The organism is Streptomyces sp. NPDC092952, from assembly GCF_044754785.1.
In the GTDB taxonomy this organism is placed as follows: Bacteria; Actinomycetota; Actinomycetes; order Streptomycetales; family Streptomycetaceae; genus Streptomyces.
Genome location: NZ_JBIVPT010000003.1, coordinates 498,458 through 522,102, shown reverse-complemented (window position 1 = coordinate 522,102; position 23,645 = coordinate 498,458). Strand labels below are relative to the sequence as shown.

Annotated in this window: 25 protein-coding genes; 17 read left to right on the top strand and 8 right to left on the bottom strand. The window is 68.0% G+C overall.

The window, feature by feature from the left end:
• Positions 1–847: 847 nt before the first annotated feature.
• Entirely contained in the window at positions 848–1,267 is a 420-nt protein-coding gene (locus tag ACIQGQ_RS10200) for an SRPBCC family protein (protein ID WP_402393049.1), read from the bottom strand.
• Positions 1,268–1,293: 26 nt separating this feature from the next.
• Complete coding sequence (locus ACIQGQ_RS10195; protein ID WP_402393046.1) at positions 1,294–1,656, bottom strand: VOC family protein; 363 nt, start codon at positions 1,654–1,656, stop codon at positions 1,294–1,296.
• A gap of 128 nt (positions 1,657–1,784) precedes the next feature.
• Here ACIQGQ_RS10195 and ACIQGQ_RS10190 point away from each other — a divergent pair, with 128 nt between their 5' ends.
• Complete coding sequence (locus ACIQGQ_RS10190; RefSeq protein WP_402393044.1) at positions 1,785–2,678, top strand: helix-turn-helix domain-containing protein; 894 nt, start codon at positions 1,785–1,787, stop codon at positions 2,676–2,678.
• Between the two features lie 267 nt (positions 2,679–2,945).
• Here ACIQGQ_RS10190 and ACIQGQ_RS10185 read toward each other — a convergent pair whose 3' ends face one another.
• On the bottom strand, positions 2,946–3,455 hold the full coding sequence (locus ACIQGQ_RS10185; protein WP_402393042.1) for a hypothetical protein: 510 nt from the start codon (positions 3,453–3,455) through the stop codon (positions 2,946–2,948).
• A gap of 85 nt (positions 3,456–3,540) precedes the next feature.
• Complete coding sequence (locus tag ACIQGQ_RS10180; RefSeq protein WP_402393440.1) at positions 3,541–5,049, bottom strand: ISL3 family transposase; 1,509 nt, start codon at positions 5,047–5,049, stop codon at positions 3,541–3,543.
• A gap of 388 nt (positions 5,050–5,437) precedes the next feature.
• Between ACIQGQ_RS10180 and ACIQGQ_RS10175 the strand changes: the two genes are divergently transcribed.
• The 12 genes from ACIQGQ_RS10175 (at position 5,438) to ACIQGQ_RS10120 (ending at position 17,599) form a co-directional block, all read left to right on the top strand.
• Positions 5,438–5,833 carry a hypothetical protein gene (locus ACIQGQ_RS10175; protein ID WP_402393039.1) on the top strand — a complete coding sequence of 132 codons (396 nt, stop codon included), beginning with the start codon at positions 5,438–5,440 and terminating at the stop codon, positions 5,831–5,833.
• Positions 5,834–6,626: 793 nt separating this feature from the next.
• Entirely contained in the window at positions 6,627–7,163 is a 537-nt protein-coding gene (locus ACIQGQ_RS10170) for a DUF6507 family protein (RefSeq protein WP_402393037.1), read from the top strand.
• The gene (locus tag ACIQGQ_RS10165) at positions 7,160–9,385 is read left to right on the top strand and encodes a hypothetical protein (RefSeq protein ID WP_402393035.1); all 2,226 of its coding nucleotides are present in this window, start codon (positions 7,160–7,162) and stop codon (positions 9,383–9,385) included. The genes ACIQGQ_RS10170 and ACIQGQ_RS10165 overlap by 4 nt, the downstream gene beginning before the upstream one ends.
• Complete coding sequence (locus ACIQGQ_RS10160) at positions 9,351–10,013, top strand: pentapeptide repeat-containing protein (protein WP_402393032.1); 663 nt, start codon at positions 9,351–9,353, stop codon at positions 10,011–10,013. Before ACIQGQ_RS10165 ends, ACIQGQ_RS10160 begins: the two co-directional genes overlap by 35 nt.
• Positions 10,014–10,362: 349 nt before the next feature.
• On the top strand, positions 10,363–11,790 hold the full coding sequence (locus ACIQGQ_RS10155; RefSeq protein ID WP_402393030.1) for a DUF6177 family protein: 1,428 nt from the start codon (positions 10,363–10,365) through the stop codon (positions 11,788–11,790).
• Between the two features lie 138 nt (positions 11,791–11,928).
• Entirely contained in the window at positions 11,929–12,144 is a 216-nt protein-coding gene (locus ACIQGQ_RS10150) for a DUF6243 family protein (RefSeq protein WP_402393027.1), read from the top strand.
• Between the two features lie 780 nt (positions 12,145–12,924).
• On the top strand, positions 12,925–13,128 hold the full coding sequence (locus ACIQGQ_RS10145; RefSeq protein WP_030323642.1) for a cold-shock protein: 204 nt from the start codon (positions 12,925–12,927) through the stop codon (positions 13,126–13,128).
• A gap of 278 nt (positions 13,129–13,406) precedes the next feature.
• Positions 13,407–14,930, top strand: coding sequence for a DEAD/DEAH box helicase (locus ACIQGQ_RS10140; RefSeq protein WP_402393024.1), 1,524 nt, complete (start codon positions 13,407–13,409; stop codon positions 14,928–14,930).
• A gap of 46 nt (positions 14,931–14,976) precedes the next feature.
• Positions 14,977–15,375, top strand: coding sequence for a hypothetical protein (locus ACIQGQ_RS10135; protein WP_402393021.1), 399 nt, complete (start codon positions 14,977–14,979; stop codon positions 15,373–15,375).
• 57 nt (positions 15,376–15,432) lie between these two features.
• Positions 15,433–15,753 (top strand): SCO5918 family protein, encoded by a 321-nt coding sequence (locus ACIQGQ_RS10130; RefSeq protein WP_402393019.1) that lies wholly within the window; start codon positions 15,433–15,435, stop codon positions 15,751–15,753.
• A 419-nt stretch (positions 15,754–16,172) separates the two neighbouring features.
• Complete coding sequence (locus ACIQGQ_RS10125; protein ID WP_402393016.1) at positions 16,173–16,511, top strand: MerR family transcriptional regulator; 339 nt, start codon at positions 16,173–16,175, stop codon at positions 16,509–16,511.
• 254 nt (positions 16,512–16,765) lie between these two features.
• Complete coding sequence (locus ACIQGQ_RS10120; RefSeq protein WP_402393013.1) at positions 16,766–17,599, top strand: PIG-L family deacetylase; 834 nt, start codon at positions 16,766–16,768, stop codon at positions 17,597–17,599.
• Between the two features lie 404 nt (positions 17,600–18,003).
• On the opposite strand, the gene ACIQGQ_RS10115 is transcribed toward ACIQGQ_RS10120, so the two are convergent.
• The gene (locus ACIQGQ_RS10115) at positions 18,004–18,429 is read right to left on the bottom strand and encodes a DUF4267 domain-containing protein (RefSeq protein ID WP_402393010.1); all 426 of its coding nucleotides are present in this window, start codon (positions 18,427–18,429) and stop codon (positions 18,004–18,006) included.
• Between the two features lie 56 nt (positions 18,430–18,485).
• Positions 18,486–18,932, bottom strand: a complete 447-nt coding sequence (locus ACIQGQ_RS10110) for an anthrone oxygenase family protein (RefSeq protein WP_402393007.1) — start codon at positions 18,930–18,932, stop codon at positions 18,486–18,488.
• 91 nt (positions 18,933–19,023) lie between these two features.
• On the opposite strand from ACIQGQ_RS10110, the gene ACIQGQ_RS10105 reads away from it, so the two are divergent.
• Both ACIQGQ_RS10105 and ACIQGQ_RS10100 read left to right on the top strand, forming a co-directional pair.
• The gene (locus ACIQGQ_RS10105) at positions 19,024–19,602 is read left to right on the top strand and encodes a TetR/AcrR family transcriptional regulator (protein WP_402393004.1); all 579 of its coding nucleotides are present in this window, start codon (positions 19,024–19,026) and stop codon (positions 19,600–19,602) included.
• A gap of 227 nt (positions 19,603–19,829) precedes the next feature.
• Complete coding sequence (locus ACIQGQ_RS10100; RefSeq protein ID WP_402393002.1) at positions 19,830–20,285, top strand: hypothetical protein; 456 nt, start codon at positions 19,830–19,832, stop codon at positions 20,283–20,285.
• A 164-nt stretch (positions 20,286–20,449) separates the two neighbouring features.
• Here the strand turns inward: ACIQGQ_RS10100 and ACIQGQ_RS10095 are convergent, their stop codons facing one another.
• Together ACIQGQ_RS10095 and ACIQGQ_RS10090 are read right to left on the bottom strand one after the other, a co-directional pair.
• Complete coding sequence (locus ACIQGQ_RS10095; protein ID WP_402393000.1) at positions 20,450–21,049, bottom strand: hypothetical protein; 600 nt, start codon at positions 21,047–21,049, stop codon at positions 20,450–20,452.
• A 419-nt stretch (positions 21,050–21,468) separates the two neighbouring features.
• Complete coding sequence (locus ACIQGQ_RS10090) at positions 21,469–22,392, bottom strand: LysR family transcriptional regulator (protein ID WP_402392997.1); 924 nt, start codon at positions 22,390–22,392, stop codon at positions 21,469–21,471.
• Between the two features lie 70 nt (positions 22,393–22,462).
• Here ACIQGQ_RS10090 and ACIQGQ_RS10085 point away from each other — a divergent pair, with 70 nt between their 5' ends.
• Complete coding sequence (locus tag ACIQGQ_RS10085; RefSeq protein ID WP_402392995.1) at positions 22,463–23,116, top strand: maleylpyruvate isomerase family mycothiol-dependent enzyme; 654 nt, start codon at positions 22,463–22,465, stop codon at positions 23,114–23,116.
• Between the two features lie 5 nt (positions 23,117–23,121).
• Entirely contained in the window at positions 23,122–23,643 is a 522-nt protein-coding gene (locus tag ACIQGQ_RS10080; protein ID WP_402392993.1) for an anthrone oxygenase family protein, read from the top strand.
• Positions 23,644–23,645 lie beyond the last annotated feature (2 nt).

The following is a 23,645-nucleotide window of genomic DNA, read 5'->3' as shown; positions in this document are numbered from 1 at the left end:
TTCTGCCGATCACGCGCCCCTCCAAGGCCCTCACCTACGACCCAGGCGGCTGCAGACACGCCGGTACCGTTGATAGGTCTGGTCAGTCTCATGGCTGCGATGTCACAACCCCGCGCGGCACCGCTTCATGCTTTGGCTGAACTGGCCAAGGCGACCTACCAACGAAGGCGGGGCAGCATCGCCCCTTCCCTATCGATCGCCCCTTACCTGTCAGAGCCGCCCGACCGGTGATCCGGATGAACCTCTGCCTCCCTTGGCCAGAGATCTGCAGAAGACCGCCCTTCCCGGAACCGGGCGCCGCATCCGCGCCTGCGTACGCCTTCGCCAAGCAGCACCGACGACCATGAACACCTGGCGCAACTCCCTTGGCTGCGCCGACGGCATCTGCTCCGCCAAGGAGCCTTACCCCCTCACGCTAGACGCGATGGAGGTCGAGTACGGCTTGGACGATCTCGGTGATGCGGTTGGTGCTGCAGCGAAGCTTCCGCAGGGGTCACCGGCTCTTCAGGGCCGCGACGGCCTGCTCGACCAGACAGCGGGACCTGGCATGAGTGCTGTTGTGCAGCGCTTCCATCAAGGCCGTGCCACAACGTGCCAGTAAGGGCGGTGAACAGCGGACAACACGGGGTTCGCCAGGGCAGCCAGAGCAGGGCCAGGAGTCATCATTCCCGCAGGCCAGACGGCTATCTGCTGTCGAAGTATCGAGTGATTCCCAAGCTCAGAGCGCGAGTTCGATTCTCGTCACCCGCTCTTCCGCTAATCCCCAGGTCAGGGACCTGGGGATTAGTCGTTGTCTAGGTCTGTCTAGGTGCCTTGCACCACCTTTGCACCACCTGCCCCGAGGTTCCTACCTGCCTGCCGGTGCCGGGGCGGCCTTCAGCGTCTCTCTCATGATGCGCGCACCTTGCTCAGCCATCTCGTCGATGGGGACGGCGAGTTCATCCGGCGTCACGTCGATCGTCCAGAGGAAACGGCTGCGCCCTTCGGTGTCGGCGAGGACCTGCATCGAGGCGTGATGGTGCTTCGGCGCCATCGAGCCACCGACCACCGCATAGGCCACCCGGCGGGCCGCATCATCGATGTCGACGATCAGCTCGTGCACGACCGCACCGTTCGCGAAGGTCACGATCCTGGTGTCCGCCTCCATGCGGGTGTCCGTGACGAAGCCCGGCACCAGGCGCTGGTGCACGGCTCCGACCTCGCGCAGGGCCTCCCAGATGTTTTCCGGGGAGTTGTCGATCAGGAATTCCTTTTTGATATGAGCCATGTGCCCTTCTCCTGTCGGGGGAACTGTCAGGCGCCGGTGGTGAGGCAGAACGGATGACCCTCGGGATCCGTGAGGACGACCCACTGGTCCTTGCCGGGCTGGAACTCGGGCCTCGACGCTCCGAGGGCGAGGATGCGGCCGACCGTCTCCTCCAGGTCGGTGACCGTGAAGTCGAGGTGTGCGTGCTTGGCATCGTCAGGCCAGCGCGGGGCCTGGTAGCCCTCGATGCGTACGAACGCCAGGCCGGGCTGCTCCCCGCCGGCCAGGGAGGCGTAGTCCTCGCCGCTGTAGGCGATCTCCCAGCCGGTGACCTTGCTGTAGAACTCGGCGAGCCGAACCGGGTCACCACAATCGATGACCACGGTGCTGATCTGCGCGAGAACGGACATGACGATGGCTCCTTGAGCGTGGTACGGGATGACGTGCGACGCCGCTCAGCTTGCTCGCCAGGCCCCGTCCCGGTCTTGAAGATCCTTGCGGCGGGGCCGATGTCAGACCCCCGGCGTAGCGTCGAAGAGTGCTCACCGCTACCGTCCTCGCCGCCCGGCCCGACTTCCGTATCACTGCGGTGAGCTGCCGGGACGACCACACCAACTGGTCGCAGGCGGAGGTGCGCGAGGACTACCAGGTGGTGCTCGTGCAGCGCGGCCGGTTCCGCAGGAAGGTGGCCGGCGCCCCGGCCGAGGTCGACCCGACGACGGGCTATCTCGGTGTGCCAGGTGAGGAAGAGCGTTTCGCGCACCCGGCCGCCGGGGGCGACGAGTGCACCTCGATCAGCCTGACGCCCACGCTGTGGCGGGCCGTGGCGGGTGAGGACGCCCGCCCGGCTCGGCAGAGCGTGTACGTGGACGCCCGCCTCGACCTGGCCCACCGCCGCGTCCTCGCGTCCGCCCGCACCGGCGACGTGGACCACGCGGTGACCGAGGAACTCCTCGGGCTGCTCTCCACCACCGTCGGACATGCCGTCGACGGAGCCGTACCGACCGGCATGCGCCCGGGCCGGGACGAGGGGACGCTCGTCGCTGCGGCCCGGCAGGCGATCGGCGAGGCCCACCCCGCCTCCGAGGGACTGCTGCCGCTCGCGGAGCTCCTCGGCGTCTCGCCCTACCGTCTGAGCCGCGCATTCACCCGCGTGCTGGGGGTCTCCCTGACCCGCTACCGCAACCGGGTCCGTGTCGGCCGCGCCCTCGACCGTCTGGACGCCGGCGAGGAAAGCCTCGCCACCCTCGCCGCCGACCTCGGCTTCTCCGACCAGGCCCACCTCACCCGGACCATGCGCCACTACCTCGGTCACACACCGACGGCGCTGCGGCGGCTCCTCGCTCCGGGGCACCCCGAGGGGGACATAGCCGGGCAGCGGGCCCTCGACCAGGGTCCAGCACGTGCCGCTACGCGCCAGGAGGGACGGTGAGCAGCGGTCAAGAAGGGGGCGGTGAACCACCTCGCCGCAAGGCCCACAGCAAGCGTTTCAACAGCTCAGACCCTATGTGGCCCTTCAAGTGCCGGGTGCCTCCCAAACTCAGAGCGCGAGTTCGATTCTCGTCACCCGCTCCGTGCCATATCCGTGCCTGGCTCTGTTCACGAGAACGGGCTCTGGCTCAGGTTCTGTGGTGCGGCCACGTTGAGTGACCGGATCACCTCGCGGTTGACCGTCCCGATGGCGAGAACGAACCCCGGGCTAGTCTCCCGCCTCGGCTACAGACCTCTTGCTGAGGAACTGCTTCGCTGCCTCAACCGCTTCTCCGTTGAGTTCCTCGACGGAGACTCCCCAGCTCTCCTCCCAGCCGTCTAGGTTGTGCGCGCAGTGCACAAGGGGTTTCAGCTCTTCGGGGTAGCCGAGGTCGTAGGCGATGTCTGCCCAGATGAGGTGAGTGCCGGCGGTGGGATCCAGGGTTCCGTCGACGATCTGACCGGCGATCCAGTAGGCCATTGCCCACTTTGCGGCCCGGGGGTCTGCGGGCGGGTCGAAGAGCAGTCCCAGCTCCTCCAGTACTTGGTCGAAAAGCTCTGGCGCTTCGGGCTCTTCGCTCCGGAGGAGTCCAGCCAGCATGGCCAAGGACGGGCTCTCGACCCCAGCTATCAGCGCGTCCAGACCTGCCTGAATGAGCCTGTCCGACCCGACATGCCTGCCAAATGCCCTCTCATGCCCGATGTGTCTGAACTGATCGACGGCGTCATCGCTGGTCATCAAAGTCTTCTCCGTCGGCATCTGGGACGGGAAGGCTTGCACATCCGCTGGCGCCGCTGCCATCGAGTTCCTCCGTCGTCGGTGATCAGGACATAAGGACGCGCTTCCGCAGGAGGGCGAAGCCTGCCCGGCCGAACATCTGGCGCTTGAGCATTTTGATTCGGTTGACGTGCCCTTCCACGACACCTGAGCTCCAGGGCAGGGTCAGTCCGGCGACGACAGCGTCGCGGTCGCGGTCGATGCCCGCGACAAGGGTGTGGAGGCTGGGCAGGTCGTCCTGCCAGACGGCGTGCAGCCAGTCGGGCAGACGCTCACCCCGGCGCTCGGTGAGCATGGTCGCGAAGGAGCGGACGTGCCCCGTGAGGGCGTCGAGTTCGGGGCAGTGCGTCCGGACGGCCTTGAGCTGGAGTTGCTCGGTCTCGGTGAGGGTGTCCGGGCGGCGGAGGATCCATCCGGCGACGGTCCGGGGCGAGGGCGGCCGGGCGGTCACCGGCCGCGGTGAGGTGCGCTTGTCGTGCAGGTAGGCGCGCACGCGCTGGTAGCTGCCCTTGTAGCCGAGTGGCACGATCTCCTCCCACAGCTTCCAGGCGTTGGCGCTGCCCTCGTTCCAGCGGTCGTCCAGGTAGGGCTTGTAGTCGTCGAGGACGGAGGGCCGGTTCTGCCACTGGCCCGTGAACAGCTCCTCCGGTGTCGCGGCGTCGGCGAACTGCTTGACGGTGCGGTAGGTCATCCCGAGCTGCCGCTGGACCGAGCGCCGGCTGTGTCCCGCCGTCAGCAGGGCATGGACGGCGGCGTGCCGGGCCCGGGTCCGGTCGGCGAATCGGTGCCCGCGCGGCCAAGGAGAACTGGACGAGTCCGCGGTCGGAACTGCCCCGGATTCGGGTTCGGGTCCGGGTTCAGGGGGCGTGGGGGCCAGAGCGCGGAGGCAGCGACAGTGCTGGGCGACGCTCCGCTCGGTGGCCTCGCTGAGGTTGTGCCAGAGATGCCACCGGTCCGCGACCTGGACGGCCTGCGGTGCACCGGCGGTGGCGCCCTCGGCGAAGAACGGAGCCCGGTCCCGGCACACGATCTCGACGCCGGGCCGATCGGCGAGCCAGGCCGCCAGGCTCGATGCCTCCCGGTCGGGCAGTAGGTCGACAGGGCGGCGGGTCTCGACATCGACGAGAACGGTGCCGTAGTGGCGGCCCTTGCAGGTGGCGTACTCGTCAACGCCGACCACACGCGGGGCAGGCACTTCCGGCTCGGGAAGGGCATCGACCAGGCGCAGGACGGTGCTCCGGCTGACACAGACCCCGAGCGCGGAACTCAGGCGGGCGCCGGCACGGCCCGCCAGGGCGAAACCTCCCGCGGCCAGCATCATGCGCAGCCGCTCGGTCCGCTGACCGTGCCGACGGGTCAGACCGGGTATCTGCTCGACGAAAGTGCGGCGGGTGCACCCCGATTTCCCGCAGGCGAACCGGCGGACCCTCAGTTGTAGAAGAACGCTTCGCCCGACGCTGGGCACATCAGCGGGAAATCGCAGGTAGGAACCATGAACCCGGTTCGACCAGACCCCGCACGCCGGGCAAGCGGCACCATGCGCAGTGCATTCCACGTCGACCCGCACTATTGCGATGCTCACGTCCACCGACAGCACCGCAACGTCCGTGATCGACGGGAACAACAGCTCCTTCAACCGGAGCACAATCTCTTCCACGGCCCCGAACTGTGAGCCCAACGGCCTTGACTACGGCTAGTTTTCGGGCGACTTCACCTACTGCCCGGAGAAGCTCAGCCGTCACTCAGCGTGGCCGCGTCACAGAACCTGAGCCAGAGCCCGAGAACGGACCGCAGATGTTCACGCCTTCGGGAGACACTGTCGTCTGGCTCTGTTCGATCGCGGTGCGGTGCCCGCTCCTCGACATCCGCGAGCACCGCGCCGGCCAATGGCGCTCTCCACACCATCGAACACGGTTGCGGCGGCCGGGTGCGATCCTGGAACCGTGAATCATCTTGGCGAGGCGCATCTGCGCACCTGGACGCTGCGCTTCATGTCTCTCCTGGCAGCCGAGGCCCGAGATCAGCTTGCTTGGCTGGGCGAGCGTGAACTGGAAACGAAGGACGTCGTCGAAGAGGCGGAACTGCTCTGCCGTGTCTCCGAAGAACTCGCGGAGCGCGGAGCCTTCGAGCCCGAAGACATGCGTAATCTCCGGGCCATCGGCTGGCGCCTCGGCGAGATCGACGCCGCCTGCCGCGTCGGCCTCTGGGGCAACGCCCTGACCACGGATCCGGCGTGGGACGACATCCGTTCTCTCGCCCGCCGGTTCCTCCTCGCGAGGTCGGGCGACTGGCGTCAGCCACTGCCACGTCCTGTGCCCCCGGACACGGGCGACTGCTGACACGCCCAGGCCGCCTCCCGGTTCGGGGATTCAGCGGTCGAATTCTCGGTGGCTCCGATGCCTCCCCAAGTCGTGAACATCTGCTGCGCGTCCTCATGGACAAAGCCACGTGCCAGATGCCCAGTGAGCCGCCGTTGTGCGTCAAGCCCGCACGAGCTGGCCGCCGGTACGTGCCCGAGTACCGATCGGCAGTGTGGCGCTGGACCGAGCGGAGAGGGTCCGGCCCGTGAGCCGCGAGACTCCCTCCTTCACCACGAACATAAGCCTCAGGCTCTTCCTCTGCGAACCGGTCGAGAATCCACCTTGAATTCCGTGCAGAGGATGGCCAGAAAGCGGATCGTCAGGACAGCCACCGTCACCACTCCAGCGCAAGTCCATGTGCCCCTCGGAGCGCATCGCCCGTAGGTGCGGGGGCAGCCCATCAGTCGCCGCCAGCGCGAACCCTCGCCAAGGTCGCGCAACAGGACCTGGCCAAGGACACGGGCCGGCTCACCGACGAGTCGACTGCAATATCACCTCTGCCGGGCCCTGCTGCTCATCTGGCGCAGCCCAGTCGCGCTTTGCCGCAAAAGCATGACATCGATGGCTGATTCCATGATGAACCCCACTGCCCTGGCAGAAGATGTATGGACGTACCGTCATTCACTTTGCATGTGGTAATGCGCTGTTGATAGACATGTCGCACCGATGCATGCCATGGCGATCGGGCGGGGGACTCTACACAGTGACCGTGTCGAGCTCGTGAAGTTCGGTTTGATCGAGCAGTGTTGACGGCACTGATGGCTCACACGGGGTGGCGACCGAGGCCCGCTTGATCATCGCGCGCTCGGCATCGGAGATGCAGGACGGCACAGCGCACCAGGCGCCGGTCAGGGCCACGGCCGCCGTCGAGGCCATCGGCGAACGCCGGGACACTGGAAAGAGACGTTTACGGAGCGGGGGGACCATGTCCAAGTGGGACATCAAGCCGGATGGCGTTCGTGGAGTCCTGAGCAGGACAGCAGAGGTCGGCGGCGAGTTCGAAGAAGAGTTCACGTCGTACGGCGAGGGCTTGCTGGGCGCCGCGGCGTGTGCGGGGACGATGGTTCTGGGCGGGACCGAAATTCCCAAGGGGGGCGCGTTCGGCCCCGTGGCTCAGGCGTTACAGGAATTCCAGGAACATACGAACGGCGAATTAAAATTTCTTGCTGTTCGGACGGGGAAGTCCATCACCGGGGCGCGCCTGGCCACTGAGGAGTACATCAAGGGCGATCTGGAGATGGCGAGGAACAAGCAGAAGGAGTACTCCAAGGCTCCGACGCCGGAAGAATTGAAGGGTCTCAAGAAGTGATTGATCTGGAGAAGCTACCGACCTTCACGGGCGATCTGGATGCCTTGGAGACGCAGGCGACTTCACTGAAGACGACTGCCTCCAGCATTCGCAGTACGGGCAAGGACACTCACAATGCTTTCCAAGCCTTGGACGCGGTCTATGACGCTCCCGAGCAGGAGGAGTTGCTCAACTCGACCGTCCCGGTGCGGGATAAGGCGGATGAGTTCGCGAAAAAGCTGGAGTCCGTCAGTGGTGCGTTGACCGAGTTCGCGTCGACCGCCCGTCCGCTGGTGAACAAGATGAAGCAGCTCCGCGAGGATGCGGAGAGATTCGTCGCGGAGAACAAAGAAGACGACGACTGGCAGAAGGACCAGGACAAGATCGACGAGAACGCGCGTCTTGTCCATGAGGTCGGCACGACATGGGTGGCGTTCCAGGGCGTCGAGCGTGATGCGGCCAACAAGATCACTTCATTGGTGGGCGGTACGCGCTTCATTGTTGATGACGGGTCACACAAGACCGGCATGTATGGCTTCAAGGAAAGCGACGTCAAGGACGCCAAGGAAACACCCTGGGGGGCGGCCGACGAGCGTGAGTACACGGGCCTACAGGCTGCGTGGGAGTGGACGAAGGACCACGTCGGCGGTGGGCTGAAGGGGTTCTTCGTCGATGGCGTCGGGGGCACCCTCAAAGGCCTGGGGAGCATGGTCAACGTGTTCGACTGGGACAACTTCAAAAACACCTGGTCGGGCATCGGCAATACCTTCGGAGGTGTCAGCGCCTACCTCATCACTCCCTACGACTGGGCGATGGACAAGATGTTCGGCCCGGTCGACCACAGCGACCGCGAAAAGCAGAAAGCGGCCCTACGCAACTTCAGCAAGTCGCTGGTCGCATGGGACGAGTGGGAAAAGGATCCCTCGCGGGCGTTCGGGGCGGTGCTATTCAACGGTGCGACGCTCGGTTCGGGCTCGTTGCTCAAGCTCGGCAAGGCCGGAAAGCTGGGTGTGGGCGCGGAGACCGTGACTGCGCTGGGCAAGGCGGGCGCGCTCGTCGATCCGATGAGTTACCTCGGCAGGGCGGCGGGTGTCACCAAGCTGAAGGTCGGCGACTTCATGGAGGGCCTGAAGGCCAGCCAGGCCGGTATCGACGACATGGCCCGCAACGCGCCCCCCGGCCATGAATACGTCGACCACGCGGGCAACAAGCGCGTCATCGGCAATGACGCGCACATCAGGGACGAACACGGCAATGTCGTTCCCGATACCCAACCCGTTCGGGAGCCGCACAAGGACGACCTGCCCAACACGCACGAGACCACCCCCGGCGAGGAGAAGGTACTCAAGGGCGCGGGCGGACCCGGCCGCGCCGAGAACACGGCGGGCCACCCGACCGGCTCGGCGCACCCGGGCGGTGGTTCCCACCTGACGGATGGCGGTGGCACACACCACACGCCGTCCACGGCCGGCCACGCCGCGGACCACCCGACGACCGGTCGAGGCTCGGACAGCGCCGCAGGTTCGTACACGACTTCCCGCGGCGGTGGTCATGGCGAAACCCCGGGTACGGGCGCGGGCGGCCACTCGGAGCACACCCATGGCGGCGACGGAGCCCACAGCAGCGACGCGGGCGGTGACAACCCTGCGCCCGGTTCCGCCGATCGCGGATCCGGTGACGGTGCCGATGGTCAGGTGGAGAAGCACACGCCCGGCGATCGTGTGAACGAGCCGATTCCGGAGTTGACGGCGGAGGAAAAGGCGGCGCACTGGGGTCACCTGGAAGAAGTGGCGAAGCGGTCTCCGGAAGAATTCGATCACCTGAAGCACGACCCGGATCACAGGAATCAGATCGATGACAAATCGATGGATGAGGCCCGGGTCGGTCTCGACCTCCGGGAGAGCGGGCGCCTCCCGGGGGATATCCGCCGTCCGGAGCTAGCCGACAGGGGAGAGTTCTACTCCGAAACCACCGGTAAGTACTATGACATCAAGGGCGTCCATTCATTCTGGCCTCCGTTCAACAATGTGCGTAATCCGGCCATGCTCGCCCAGCCGTTCCCGAACGCATACAACCCGGCTAGACATGCTCAGACCTGGGTGAATACATTCACGGAGCAGATTGTCGAAAAACATCGCGTAGTCATTGTCGACGTTCGGAACGCGGATCAAGCGGCGATCGACAGCATCAAGGGCATTGTTGAAAGCCATGGCTGGGGAGATCATGTCATCTGGTACCCATAAGGACTGGGAGCCGAAGACGCTCCCAGCCGATCCTGAGGCGACGCGTCAGTTGCAGGAATGGCTTACGGAGGAGGGCTACAGCCTTTTCGGCGTCGGGCACGACTTCCGAGGTGCGGACCTGTCGGGCGGAGACTTCTCGAACTCGTGGTTCACCCAGGCGGTCCTGGCGGGTGTGCGGCTCGCGGGAGCGATTTTCTACCGCGCCGACCTTCAGTCAGCGGACCTCACCGGCGCGGATCTGACTGGCGCCGACCTCGTCAGGGCGAATCTTGACGGGGCCTTGCTCCGTTCGGCGCGGCTCGACGGTGCCGACATGATCAAAGCTTCGCTGCAAGGGGTCGACGCGTCGGGAGCGAGCTTCAGAGGAGCGCAGATCATGGGGGCCTCGCTCTTCGGCGTCGATATGAGGGGAGCGGACCTGACCAACGCGGTCTTGTTCCAGAACACCTTCAAGGTCACAGTCGACGACACTACGGTGGTGCGTGGCCTGACAGGTACCGTTTTCGGGCCGATCACGGTCTTCAGCGGCGAATCCTCCCGGGAACTGGCCGGTGCGGAGCTCGAGGCGTGGATCAGCGAGCGGGGTGGGCAGGTCGAGGTGACCGCTCCGGGTAGCCCCCAGCAGTAGAGCGGGCGCCCTCCGGAATCCACGGCTTTCACGGTGTGACCGGTTTCGCTGAGCCGCTCATCCTCGATTCGGGGAAGAGCGGCTCAGCGGGCAACGAACTCCGGGAAGTCAGAGGAGTCGGCCCTGAACAGCTGGCGTGAATTGCTCGGCAAAAATTTCGACGGCCGACCGACGGACGACATCGACGACGTAATCCACCACGCGTTCGTACTGTTCCCGGCGTATGCCTGGGCACACCGCCGCCCGGGCACAGCACGCTCGTGGCGCCGGGGCGGGGCGACCCGGCTGATCCAGACGACGCTCGACTTTGCGGACGGCAGCCGACCACACATAACCTGGGGGACATCGCATGACCAAGGACGTGATCGCGCTCACCGAGCGCGTGCCGGATGCCCTGAGCGTCCTGGCGGGGCTGCTCGCGGGCGGCCCGGACCTGGTGGTCGAGACCGCCGGCGAGGGTGCCGTGTTCCAACTGTGTGATGCCGAGGGGCGGCCGCTCGTCTCGATCGAGGTGCCGCTGCAGCTCCAGGTGCAGGGTGAGGCGGCACGGCTGCTGGGGCCCGGCATCGAGCCGTCCGGCGACGGCCCGACGTGGTGGGTCGAGGCACGTGCCGCCGCAGGCGTTCCTCAGGCCGAACAGCTCGCGGGTGCCTTCGCAGCCCGGCTGACCATGCTCCTGGGCGGCAGGGTCTGGCCGCCGGATGCCCCCGGCACCGTCGGTGCGGCCAGCCCGGTCGATGTTTCGGGCATCACTGCGGTACCAGCGCCTGCTGCCGCCCAGCCAGCCGTCGACATGCTTACCGACACGGCTGCCGTTGTTCTCCAGGACCGACCGGTCGTCCCCATGACGAGCTGGCTTTCCGAGGCGCTGCGGGCCACCGTGGACAGCGACCGATGCCTGCAGATCGTCACCCCATCGCACTGCCGTCTCTCCCTGCCCACCCGCATGCTGCTGCAGTCCGCACCCTCGCGCTGGGTGGTGCAGGACGAGCGGTGCGGCTATTACGACGGGCTGACCGGCGCTGTACTGCGCTGGCAGGACGACGCCTTCTCCCCGGTTCGGGACGAAAGCGGTGAAACTCCAGTGGCAGAGGCCTTCGTAGAGGTTCGGCCCAGCGGCGAGCGTCAGCTCGTGGTTTCCTTCCGGACCCTGCACCCTCCCAGGGCGGACCTTGTTCTCGGCGGCGCGCTGGAAACCGCCTGGCAAGCGTTGGCCGGTGGCCCGCCGGCCAGCTGGGGAACATCGGAGCCGGCCGGTCTGGCCTGGTCGAGACGGCAGCTGACCGAGTTGGCGTACGAACGTGCCCCACGGCCCACCTGGACGGTGGTCGTCGGTGTCCCGAACCGGCCCTCCGTCGCCACCCTGCGCGTGATCCGCACCCCGGAGGGCGTAGAGGAGGACATCACCCTCACCATCGGCTACGGCCCCGATGAGAAGCCGCCCCTGGAAGCGCTGCCGGAACTGGCCGACGAACTCGTGACCCGGCACGGACTGAAAACCATGCTGTGCCAACTCCGTGCAGCACGCCAAGACCTGAGCGCCCCACCCCACTTCGAAGACCCACCACTGCCCTACGCCTTCGTGCTGGGCCCCGCGGAGGTCCGGGAAGCAGGACGCGACACCGCGAGCAGGACACCGCTCAAGGAACACGCGGTGCGATTGGGCCCGAACGCCCGGCCCGGCTTCTACTACCCGCTCGGCGACGGAGAGTCCGCCGAGAGCTGGTACGCACTTGAGCAGCTCATGCGTCATCTGCGAGGGGCGCCGCCCGCCTGAACGATCACGCATGGTGCGCCGAGGACCAGGGCCTTGTTTGTTGCCCGGACCGGGCCCCTGCTGACGTCGCTCGGTGTCGCCGGGTCCGTCCCTCACTGTTGAATGCCTAGACCACTTCACATCATTCCGGGAGAACCCATGACCGTGAGCAAGAACATCAACAACCCCGTGGGCATGGGCGGCGGCCAGCGCAAGAGGCTGTCCCGCGCCGAACGGCAGAACAACGGTCCGCACCGCAACCTCGACCGCCAGGGTGCCGCCGACCGGAAGGCGGAGCTGGTGCGCAAGATGCGCGAGAAGGCCGAGGCGGCCGAGGGCGCCGGGCAGACGGGCGATGGCATCGCGCAGAGCTGACGCACCGCCGCCGCAGGTGGGCACCGCACGGGGCAGGGCCAGAACCAGGACGCGCGGTTCCGGCCCTGCCGCCGTACCGGGCGCGGCCGGTCCTGCTCAGCTTTTCGGCCGACCGTCCGCGTCCCAGCCCGAGTGCCCGGTGCGTACCCCCTGCGTGCCGGTCAGGAGTTCAGTTCAAGTGCGCCCCGAGCCCGCGGGTCGTCCGGGGCGGGTACAGCTTCGGCCTGGACGTCGAGACCTACGACGAGCTGCGCAGTACGGAAGGCTCGGCACCTGTGCATCTGGGCACCTGTTGCTCCTGGCGGTGCCGCCCAGCCTTTGAACTCTGGTCCCCAGCAATCCGATTCCGTCGCGCTCGCCTGCCACAGGCATGGGGCCTGCTCGCATGGTCGCGACCCGGTAGCCGGCCGTGCGGCAACCGCGATCGGGGAGGTCCATGCGCGGCATGCTCATGGCACGCAGCATTCTCCTGTCCGGCAGCGACGTGCCCGAGGTGAATGAATACCTGTGTCGGCGGCCTCAGATTTTGGCATCCCTTACCGGGAGAGTTCCTGCCGCAGCGCACACGGGAAATAGACATGGCACGCAAAATCCACCCCAGCGTGCTACTGTCGGAATCGGTTGCAGTTTTGGTACCCAAAAACTCAAGCGCCTCCGGTCGGCCTTCGGGTCGCGAGGAAGTGTTCTGTATTTCCGGTCATTTTCCGGGCTGGGCATCATCGCGGCGACACGGTTTCCGCACAGTGCGGATCCCGATGTACTGCCCAGAGGAGAAATGACATGGCTACTGGCACCGTGAAGTGGTTCAACGCGGAAAAGGGTTTCGGCTTCATCGAGCAGGACGGTGGCGGTCCTGACGTGTTTGCCCACTTCTCGAACATCGCCGCCCAGGGCTTCCGCGAGCTGCAGGAAGGCCAGAAGGTCAGCTTCGACATCGCGCAGGGCCAGAAGGGCCCGACGGCCGAGAACATCGTTTCCGCCTGACGCTGACGCGCATTTCGTAGCTGGGGCCCGCATCCCTCGGGGTGCGGGCCCCAGCTGCACGCGTTTCCGGAGCACGCTGTCACCGGGCGCGCATCCCTCGGAGAAGCGCCCGGCGATGCACCGGATTCGCTTTTCGCACGCCATCCTCCTTTTTTGCGTACGTCGACACGGATTTCCCGTGAATCGCGTTCGCATTCCATTCGGTCCGTGCCTGTGATTCCGACGCCGCTCTTACGCCGGGAATTCCTTGATACGTGCCGCATCAAGGAAGGTTCTTCATGAACCCCACAAGCACGAACAGCCGTTCCTCCCGGGCCCGCCGCAACGGCGGCCACGGGTACGACTCCACCGCTGGTTCGATTCGGGGCAGTCGCTTCGGTTCGTCCACCCCGAATCGTTCGGCAGGTCCGAACCGTTCGGCAGGTCCGAACCGTTCGGGCGGCCGGCTGCCCGCCCCGATGCAGGGAGAGTTCGCCCTGCCGGAGACGACCACTCCGGCGCTGCCCGCGGTCGACGTGTTCAGCGACCTCGACATGCCGAGGAGCCTGCTGACCACCCTCACCGCGCAGGGCGTGACCGTGCCGTTCCCGATCCAGGGCGCGACGCTGCCGAACTCTCTGGCGGGTCGCGACGTTCTGGGCCGGGGCCGGACCGGCTCCGGCAAGACCCTCGCTTTCGGCCTGGCCCTGCTGGCCCGTACCGCCGGACAGCGCGCCGAGCCCCGTCAGCCGCTGGCCCTGGTTCTGGTACCCACCCGGGAGCTCGCCCAGCAGGTCACCGATGCCCTCACCCCCTACGCCCGCGCTGTGAAGCTGCGTCTGGCCACCGTCGTCGGCGGGATGTCGATCGGCCGGCAGGCGACTGCGCTGCGGGGCGGCGCCGAAGTCGTCGTGGCCACCCCCGGTCGCCTCAAGGACCTCATCGACCGCGGCGACTGCCGGCTGAACCAGGTCGCGATCACCGTCCTGGACGAGGCCGACCAGATGGCCGACATGGGCTTCATGCCGCAGGTCACCGCGCTCCTGAACCAGGTCCGCCCCGAGGGCCAGCGCATGCTGTTCTCCGCGACCCTGGACCGCAACGTCGACCTTCTGGTCCGCCGCTACCTCGCCGACCCCGTCGTCCACTCCGTGGATCCCTCCCAGGGTGCGGTCACGACGATGGAGCATCACATCCTGCACGTGCACGGTGCCGACAAGCACCGGTTGACGACGGAGATCGCGGCGCGCGACGGGCGGGTGATCATGTTCCTGGACACCAAGCACGCCGTCGACCGCCTCACCGAGGACCTCCTCGCCAGCGGTGTCCGGGCCGCCGCCCTGCACGGAGGCAAGTCACAGCCGCAGCGCACCCGCACCCTCGCCCAGTTCAAGTCGGGGCACGTGACCGTCCTGGTCGCGACGAACGTCGCGGCGCGCGGCATCCACGTCGACCATCTCGACCTCGTCGTGAACGTGGACCCGCCGACCGACCACAAGGACTACCTCCACCGCGGCGGCCGTACCGCGCGGGCCGGCGAGTCCGGCAGTGTCGTCACCCTGGTCACCAACAACCAGCGCCGCGCCATGACGCGCCTCATGGCGGCCGCCGGCATCGTGCCCCGGGCCACCCAGGTCCGCTCGGGCGAGGAGGCACTCCGCCGGATCACCGGCGCCCGGACCCCCTCCGGCATCCCCGTGACGATCACCGCGCCGACACCCGAGCGGCGCAAGCGCGGCACGGCCTCCCGGGGCCGACGCAGCCCCGCTGCGACTGCCCGGCGCGCGAACGGGCGGAACCCCGCCTTCGACGCGGCGGCCTGAACACCGCGTGATCCGGAAGCTGACCCGTCTCCGCAGGAGGTACGTCATGACACTGATCCAGCTGCAGCCCCCCTCGTTGAACGCCACCCCCGTGTCCGAGTCGGTGTTCGACACCATGACCACGGCCGGGCCGCAGGTCTGCGACGGCATGACCGTCGAGGTGGCCCTGTCCGTCATGGCCAGCGACAGGACCGGACACCTGAGGGTCTGCGACAACGACGGTCTGTGCACCGGACTGGTCACCCGGGCCCGGCTCACCACCGTCCGCGACAGCCCCGCCTACACGGACCGGCTCCAGCTGCGCGACATCCTCGGCGACCGCGGGCCGCACACCTCGCCCGCCACCATGGTGGCCGAGCACGCCACGCACCACCGCCGGTCCGCTCCCCCGTCCGCCGTGGACGAGCAGGTCGGCGCATCGGGCGTCCCCGCCCTGGCCCTCTGAACCGTCCCGCCCGGCGGAACAAACTCCTTCCCTTCTCTGTGATCCCTGTGAGGCATCGTGCGCTGTGTCATCGCCCGCTTCCCGTTCGAACTCACCAGGAACGGCGTCCTGGACTCCATGAAGGACATCAAGCCCGAGGAGGTCGTCGGCGAGTCCGTGACCATCGGCCGCCGCACCTACCCGGTCAAGCAGGTCGGCCAGGTCATCACCCGCCAGGACCGCCGCGACTTCAGTGCCGACGAAGTCGTCCGGGCCATGACCAAGCTCGGCTTCACCTGCCACGGCCTCCCCCAGGCCACCGCGCCCGCCCGCGCCCTCAGCCCGCACCAGCGCGCCTCCGCGATGCTCGGCGTCCCGACCGACTCTCCGACCGCCTGATCGTTCGGCTGAACGGCGGTGGAGTCTCGAAGCCGGAGCGGACGCAGGAAGACCACGGATCCGGCTGCCCGCCGGAGCGGCGCCGCCACCGGCTGCCGAGCGGTTCGCGTCAGCGGCCGTACGCGGGGTGCCCCATGGTAGGTAGTTGACCACCGAGGGAAGAACGGAGGAGCCCGCGCCATCGGGATCGCCCGGCCCGGAGCCATGCGCCCGGGTACCGCGGGGCATCGGCAGTGAGGTGGTCCCCGGTCGGGCAGTCGCGATCCCCGCAGTCCCGACAGCGGCCAGGTCGGGTCCGCGGACACAGGATGCCGGTGCAGTAGCGGTATCAGGACCGGCAGGTGGTGTAGTAGTTCCTTCGGGGCCCTGGTGCCGTACGGCGCCAGGGCCCCTCCATGCGTTCCACAGGAGAGGTGCAAGTGACAGCAGCCGATTCGTACGGCCGACTTGACGACGACGACTACCCCGCCTACACGATGGGCCGGGCCGCCGAGATGCTCGGCACGACCCAGGGCTTCCTCCGCGCCATCGGCGAAGCCCGTCTGATCACCCCCCTGCGCTCGGAGGGCGGACACCGCCGCTACTCCCGCTACCAACTGCGCATCGCCGCCCGCGCCCGCGAACTGGTCGACCAGGGCACGTCCATCGAGTCCGCCTGTCGCATCGTCGTCCTGGAAGACCAGCTCGAAGAGGCACAACGCATCAACGCCGAGTACCGCCGCGCCGCCGAAGCGGCAAAGCCGCCGACCGAGGACTGAGGCGGCGCGTCCGCCGGGCACCGGCGGTCGCGTCCGTACCTCGTTTCGCGGTGAGACGCCGACGCCTGCTGGGTGGCCGCGCCGGGAACAGCCGGACCGGCCGGCACGGTTGCATCGACGGGGGGACGGCGCCGCTCGGGCGGGAAGCGTGGAAACCACAAGGCCGTCCGCCCCACCGGGATCCGGGCCCCAGGATTCGCGCCACGCCCGTCGCGCGCTCGGAGCACGACGTACTTCTACAGGAGGACTGTTTCATGATCGACCGGCCCTTGACGCTCATGGCAGTACACGCCCACCCCGACGACGAGGCCACCAGTACCGGAGGGGTCCTCGCGCGGTACGCGGCGGAAGGCATCCGCACGGTTCTCGTGACATGTACCGACGGCGGCTGCGGTGACGGACCGGGAGGCGTCAAACCGGGCGACGCCGGGCACGACCCGGCGGCCATTGCCTTGATACGCCGTCAAGAACTTGAGAAGAGCCGTGACGTCCTGAAGATCAGCGATCTGGAGATGCTCGGCTATGCCGACTCCGGGATGATCGGCTGGCCGAGCAACGACGCCCCCGGGTCCTTCTGGCAGACCCCCGTGGAGGAAGGCGCAGCCCGGCTTGCGGAGCTCATGCGGCACTACCGGCCCGATGTGGTCGTCACCTATGACGAGAACGGCTTCTACGGCCACCCCGACCACATCCAGGCCAACCGCATCACGATGGCGGCGCTGGAGATGACCGCGCTGACACCGAAGGTGTACTGGACGACGATGCCCCGCTCGGCGATGCAGCGGTTCGGGGAGACCATGCGCGAGTTCCATGAGGACATGCCGGAGCCGGATCCCGCCGAGGCCGCCGCGATGGCCGAGATCGGCCTCCCCGACGACGAGATCACCACATGGGTGGACACCACCGCGTTCAGCGGTCAGAAGTTCGACGCGCTGGCCGCGCACGCCAGCCAGGGCGAGAACATCTTCTTCCTCAAGATGGGCAAGGAGCGGTTCGGCGAGCTGATGGGCACGGAGACCTTCGTACGCGTCAAGGACTCCACCGGCGCGGCCGTACCCGAGAACGATCTCTTCGCCGGACTGCGCTGATCAGCCCGCCCGCCTGACCGGGGCCGGAGCCCGGGGTCCAGAGCCCGTAAGCCCGGGAAGGCTCATCGGGCTCAACGGGCCCACCCGCCCCGTCCCGCTCCGAGGAGCCGCCATCCAGGTGGACCAGCACCCGGTTCCCCGGCAAGACCGACCGTTTCCCGCGACTCAGCGCGACGGTGCCGTGCGACAACGTGCCAGTGGCGTCGGCAATCAGTTGCCACCAGAGGCTTCACCGAGACCGTGAGTGAACGGCCGCACTCGACTGCCACTCCGGGTCAGAGGCCGTTGTCTGGCCGAGGTTCGGGGGTGACTCCCCTGCTCGGAGCGCGAGTTCGGTTCTCGTCACCCGCTCCATGACGAAGGCCCTGGTCCCCGGGACCAGGGCCTTGTTCGTTCTCCGGTCCTCAGGCGTGCTGCGGGGCCGGCGTCGGCAGGGAGGCCGGGGCGCTGCGGGTCTCGCGTATGAGCAGGAGGCCGTTGACCACCATCAGCGTGGCGGTCAGGCAGTGGACGCCGAGCGCCATGGCCATGGAGCCGTCGTGGGCCAGCACGTTGGCCATGTCCCCGTAAGCGGCCAGGGACTCGACCAGCAGCGCCCAGCCCAGCGCCCGGCGGTGGCCCGTCACCAGCAGGACGGCCAGGACCAGGGCCAGGACGACGTCGCGGACGCCCTTGACGATCAGGAAGCCGCCCCCGTCGCCGGACGGCCAGCTCGGCAGGCCGAAGCTCGGCGCCGTCGTCTCCGGGCTCAGGATGTACTCCGTCCCGAACCAGAGGATGAAGAGGATGAAGGCAGCTGCCAGGACGGTGTTGATCTTCTTCAGGGACATGGTTCTTCTCCTTGCGGGACGTTGTGGACCTGGTCGGCGGCGGTGCTGTGTTGCTGTCAGACGAGGGCGGTGACCAGCAGGGCGAAGGCGGCGACGATCACGGCGACGCGGACGTAGTGGTAGCGCTCCCAGCGGTGCAGCTGCTGCTTCCAGTCGGCGGGCCGGTTCTCGGGGGTCCAGGTCTTGCCCCGGTTGTTGATCGGGACGAGCAGCAGCATCGACATGATCACGCTGAGGATCAGCAGGCCGGCGGCGGTGACGACGAGTCCGGCGCCGGGGCGGTGCCATCCGGCGGCGGCCCAGATCGCGCTGAGGACGAGCGAGCCGATGTACCAGAACGGCATCAGGGCGCCGAGCATGCGGCCGCCGTGGGCGTGGCCGAGCTGGGCGCTGTCCTCGGGAAGGGCGTTCAGGATGCGGCTCATGATGAAGGCGACGGAGAACTCCACCCCCACCATCAGGCCGACGACGACGGTGGTGACGACCTGGAGTGTGCTGAGCATGACGATTCCCCCACTTTTCTAGCGCCGCTAGGTGATGGGGCAACGCTAGTACTGCTAACGCTCGATTGTCTAGCGATGCTAGGATCAGGTCATGTCAGTACAGGAACGCAAGGAGCGCGAACGGGCGGCCCGCGAGCGTCTCATCGTGGCCACGGCCCGCGAGCTCGCCGAGCAGCAGGGCTGGGACGCGGTCACCACGCGTCGGCTCGCCGAGCGCATCGAGTACAGCCAGCCCGTCCTCTACAGCCACTTCCGCGGCAAGCGGGAGATCATCGGCGCCGTCGCCCTGGAGGGCGCGGCCGAACTGGCCGCAGCGGTGCGGGCCGCGACCTCAGCCGAGGACGGTCCGCGAGCCCGGGTCGCCGCCCTGGCCCGCGCCTACCTCGACTTCGCCGCCCGCCACCCGGCGGTCTACGACGCCTTGTTCCAGCTCGACGGCGGTCTGGCGTACGCGCAGGAGGACACCCCCGAGCCGCTGAAGGACGCCTTCGCCGCGCTGATGGAGACCCTGGCCGAGGTCTCCGGGGACGGCGTCGAACCGGGGACGTTCACCGAGACCTTCTGGGCCGCCCTGCACGGCCTGGCCACCCTGACCCGTGCGGGCCGCCTGCCTCCCGAGTACGCCGAGACGAGGGTGGGGCTGCTCGTGGACCGGCTCGCCCTGGCCTGACACACCCCCGTCCCGCAGAGAACCGCGGAGAGCCGGGGAAAGCCAGGGAAAGCCGGGGAGGACGGCGGATGAATGACCTTCGGCCCTGCACCCGGCCTGCCCCGCCTTGTTAGCTTCGGCAGGTGCGCAGCCCGAACGACCTGGTGAGGAGGGTGACCGCACGCCGCAGTGGGCGGCACGAGCCGGGACGTCCTCCTCATTCGCCGAATCCGGAAGGCTCATACGTGATGGACGACCGCTTCGTGGACAATTCACCGACGCGACGGCAGCGCGCCCTGTACGCCTTCGGCTACTGCGCAGTCGGTCTGGGGATGCTCGGTGCGGCCGTGGCGTTCGGCGCTCTCGAATGGGCGGCCGCCCGGGGCCACGGTACGGCGACCGGAGATCTGCGCGTCGAGCGCTGTGAAATGCGTCCCGCCCCTCGGAGCGGGCAGATGCGTGTCTGTCTGGGAACCTTCCGGGAACACGGCACCGGGACCGTCGACGACCGGGCGGAAGCGAATTCCAAGAACGCCCAGGACGGGCAGTCCTTCGTGGTGACGCGCACGCTCATCGGTGACTACATCGAGCATGACGGTGACCGGGCCTCGGGGGCCGCGATGCGGATGCTGTTCTTCGGGGCGGTGGGCATCGGAGGCGTGTCGGCCGGGGTGCACCACGCACGCCGGGCCCTGAAGTCCTGAAGCCGCTCCGGGCGGAGGTGCCGACGCAGAACGCCCGGCCGGGATGCTCCGGCCGGGCGTCTGGGTGAACTACTGACAGCGGCCGACGGGTTGGCGCGTCTGCCTGGGGCCGTCACGGAGGGAGCGGCCCCTGCGAGCGGGGTGGCCTCCGGGCCGCTGTCGGGTCAGATCGTCGGGGTGTCGTCGACGATCTCCTTGTGCGGCTCGACGACGAACTTCCAGCCCTCGCTGGGCTCCAGGAACCGCACCCGGGTGGGGTAGATGTCCAGGGCGCGGCGGTCGCGGTTCTGGCCGTTCGCGTTCTTCCGGGCCTTGGCCGGCTCCTCGTACAGGTCGATCTTGACGTCCGGCACCGCGACGACTTCCTCGCTCCAGCGCTGGACGACCCCCGCGCCGAACGCGTCCCGCGCGGCGGAGTAGAGCGCCTCCAGGGACTCCCCGCCCCCGCTGGGCACGAAGAGGGCGAGGTTCAGGAGAACCCCGGCGCTCTGGAGGACCTCGATCTCCTCCCCGTTCTTGTCGGCGATCCAGATCCCGGCCTCTTCCGCGTTGTCCGGGAGGACGTGGACCTCCTCACCGAAAACCGTCCTCGCGACGAAGGACCCTCCCTCGAAATTCTTGCCCGGCCCCGTAAGAAATGCCGGGGCGTAGCAGTCGAGAGGAAGGGCACTCGTCCCTGCCGAGACGAAGATTCCATCCTGCGGACCCAGGCCCGAAATCTCCTCGGCCGTAAGACGTCGAGCCGTAACCTTCTCGGTGTTCACGCCATTCCCCTTTTAGTCGCGGCGTCCAGTGAATTCATTGATACTCTATCACGAAAATGATCACTAAACTTCCCGTCGCGAACGGCTTCACACCCGCTCCCACACCGGCCGACCTGCGAGAATTCCATCCAGGGGATCAGGGGTCAACTCCCCTTGTGTCACTGGAGAATCACGGCGGGCACGAGGAAATCAAAGCAACCCGCAAGCGGATTACGCAATTACAACACCTTGCGCCACATCCAGACAAAACGTGAACCTGTGCGTACCGGATCTCGACCCGGACCGGGTGAAATCAAGTCGTCGGCGACCGGATTTTCCGCCCCCCCTCACGAACCGCCCCCGAGCATCCGAGACAACGACGGCCGGAATATCGGGCCCCGTAGATCTGGACGGAAAAGGCTACAGCCCGTATCGGTGCGTCAGTCCGGGCTGCCCGGTGCGGTGAGTTCGGTGCGCAGCAGGTCCAGAAGGACGGTGGCCGCGGGGCCCGCGAGGCCGTCCGTCCGCCAGGCCAGCCCGACCCGGCCGCGCAGCCGGGGCTCGATGATCTCCAGTGTCCGCAGGCCCAGGGCCGCCGCCGCGTCGGTGGAGAGGGCCGGGATCACCGCCACACCGAGGCCACGGGCGGCGAGCTGTGCGAGGAACGGCGGAGCGGCGGCCTCGAAGGCGATGCGGGGCCGGAACGCCGCCTCCGCGCACGCGCGGTCGAGCACCCCGCGCAGCCCCGTGCCACGCGGCAGACTGATCAGCGGACGGTCGCGGAGTTCGGCCAGCGGAATGGTCGTACGGTCCGGGGGCACGAGCGCCGGATCGCCCGGAGCGACGCCCGCGACCAGGGGTTCGTCCACCAGGAGCTGGACGGAGACGCCCGACGGGGCCTCCTCGTCCGCGAGTCCGATCACGGCGATGTCGAGCTCCCCGCGACCCAGCGCGGCAAGCATGCGCTCCGAGGTGTCCTCGGTCAGGGTGATCTCGACCCGGGGATGGTCCTCGTGGAAGCCGGCCAGTACGGCGGCCAGACCGAACTCCGCCGCACCGGCCGCGCCCGACACGAGGCCGAGCGTGACCCGCCCGCGCAGCAGGCCGGTGAACTCGTCGGCGGTCTGCCGTACCGCTTCGACGGCGCCGAGCGCGGCACGCGCGTACGGCAGTACGGCCTCGCCCACCTCCGTCAGGGTCACCGTCCGTCCGGAGCGGTCGAACAGCGGATGCCCGAGTTCCCTTTCCAGCTGCCGGACTTGTGCGCTCACCCCCGGCTGCGCCAGGTGCAGGCGGGTGGCGGCCCGGGTGAAATTGGCTTCCTCGGCGACCGTGACGAAGTACCGCAACTGCCGAATGTCCATAACTGATCATTCTAGTTGTGAGACTTACAAACTCTTGGACTTATGGTTCGGGCGCCGAGAGCCTTGAGCCATGGGGAACACGTCGCACCGGAGACCAGCAGCGGACGTCAGAGCGGCGATCGCGGCCGAACGACGAGAACTGGCGGCCGTGCTCGACGGTTTGCCGGCCGAACAGTGGGATGCACCGAGCCTGTGCGGGGGTTGGCGGGTACGGGAGGTCGCGGCCCACATGACGATGGGGTTCCGGTACTCGCTGCCCAGGACGGCCCGCGAACTGGTCCGGGCGCGGGGCAGCCTCCACAGGATGACCGACCTGTGCGCCCGCAGGGACGCCGCCGCCCATGGGACGTCGGAACTCGCCGCGTTCCTCCGGGACAACGCGGACCACCCCTGGAAACCGCCGGTCGGCGGGATCGAGGCGGCCCTGGGCCACGACGTGGTGCACGGCCTGGACATCACGGTCGCGCTGGGCCTCGGCCGCCGGGTCCCGGAGGACCGCGTGCGCATCCTCCTGGACCGCGTCGATGCCAGGTCCCTCTCGTTCTTCGGAGCCGACCTGAGCGGTGTCCGACTCCGCGCCGACGACCTCGACTGGTCCTTCGGCACCGGTACGCCCCTGTCCGGCGCCGGGCAGGACCTTCTCCTGGTCGCGTACGGCAGACGGCTCCCTCCGGGACACCTGCACGGCGAACCGCGCGACCGTTTCATCGCCCCGGGGAAGTGACGGACATGCGTATCCGGCTCCTTCAGGGGCTCGCCCTGCTCGCCACCGGCCTCCTCGCCGGTGCGTTCGGCTACGGCGCGGCCAACCTCGTCCCCACCTTCGACGCCGTACCGCTCGACATGCGGCTGTCGTTCCACGCCGAGCTGATGCGGATGAACGGCATCACGATGCAGGCCGCGATGGCCGTGTCGACGTCGGCCTCCCTCGCTCTCGCGGCCCTGACCCGCGGCCGCGCCCGGGCGATCGCGGGTGCGGCGGGGCTGCTGACCCTCGCGTCCTTCCTGGTCACCCGTCTCGGCAACGTGCCGATCAACGGGCGGATCAAGGAATGGGCGGTCGGCACGCCGCCGGCCGATCACGCGGAGATCCTGCGGCGCTGGGAACTCTTCAACGACCTGCGGACGTTCACCGCCCTCACCGCGTTCGTCCTCCTGATCGTCCTCTTCCTGAGGCGACCGGCGACGGACTCGGGTACGGGTACGGAGTCCGCCGCCGGAGCGGGGAACGTGCCGGTCAGGGCGTCGTAGGG

Coding starts and splice junctions, on each gene's coding strand:
- ACIQGQ_RS10200 (WP_402393049.1), bottom strand. CDS start 1,267: ATGGCTCATATCAAAAAGGAATTCCTGATCGACAACTCCCCGGAAAAC.
- ACIQGQ_RS10195 (WP_402393046.1), bottom strand. CDS start 1,656: ATGTCCGTTCTCGCGCAGATCAGCACCGTGGTCATCGATTGTGGTGAC.
- ACIQGQ_RS10185 (WP_402393042.1), bottom strand. CDS start 3,455: ATGACCAGCGATGACGCCGTCGATCAGTTCAGACACATCGGGCATGAG.
- ACIQGQ_RS10160 (WP_402393032.1), top strand. CDS start 9,351: ATGGCTGGGGAGATCATGTCATCTGGTACCCATAAGGACTGGGAGCCG.
- ACIQGQ_RS10155 (WP_402393030.1), top strand. CDS start 10,363: ATGACCAAGGACGTGATCGCGCTCACCGAGCGCGTGCCGGATGCCCTG.
- ACIQGQ_RS10150 (WP_402393027.1), top strand. CDS start 11,929: ATGACCGTGAGCAAGAACATCAACAACCCCGTGGGCATGGGCGGCGGC.
- ACIQGQ_RS10145 (WP_030323642.1), top strand. CDS start 12,925: ATGGCTACTGGCACCGTGAAGTGGTTCAACGCGGAAAAGGGTTTCGGC.
- ACIQGQ_RS10140 (WP_402393024.1), top strand. CDS start 13,407: ATGAACCCCACAAGCACGAACAGCCGTTCCTCCCGGGCCCGCCGCAAC.
- ACIQGQ_RS10135 (WP_402393021.1), top strand. CDS start 14,977: ATGACACTGATCCAGCTGCAGCCCCCCTCGTTGAACGCCACCCCCGTG.
- ACIQGQ_RS10120 (WP_402393013.1), top strand. CDS start 16,766: ATGATCGACCGGCCCTTGACGCTCATGGCAGTACACGCCCACCCCGAC.
- ACIQGQ_RS10115 (WP_402393010.1), bottom strand. CDS start 18,429: ATGTCCCTGAAGAAGATCAACACCGTCCTGGCAGCTGCCTTCATCCTC.
- ACIQGQ_RS10110 (WP_402393007.1), bottom strand. CDS start 18,932: ATGCTCAGCACACTCCAGGTCGTCACCACCGTCGTCGTCGGCCTGATG.
- ACIQGQ_RS10105 (WP_402393004.1), top strand. CDS start 19,024: ATGTCAGTACAGGAACGCAAGGAGCGCGAACGGGCGGCCCGCGAGCGT.
- ACIQGQ_RS10100 (WP_402393002.1), top strand. CDS start 19,830: ATGGACGACCGCTTCGTGGACAATTCACCGACGCGACGGCAGCGCGCC.
- ACIQGQ_RS10090 (WP_402392997.1), bottom strand. CDS start 22,392: ATGGACATTCGGCAGTTGCGGTACTTCGTCACGGTCGCCGAGGAAGCC.
- ACIQGQ_RS10085 (WP_402392995.1), top strand. CDS start 22,463: ATGGGGAACACGTCGCACCGGAGACCAGCAGCGGACGTCAGAGCGGCG.
- ACIQGQ_RS10080 (WP_402392993.1), top strand. CDS start 23,122: ATGCGTATCCGGCTCCTTCAGGGGCTCGCCCTGCTCGCCACCGGCCTC.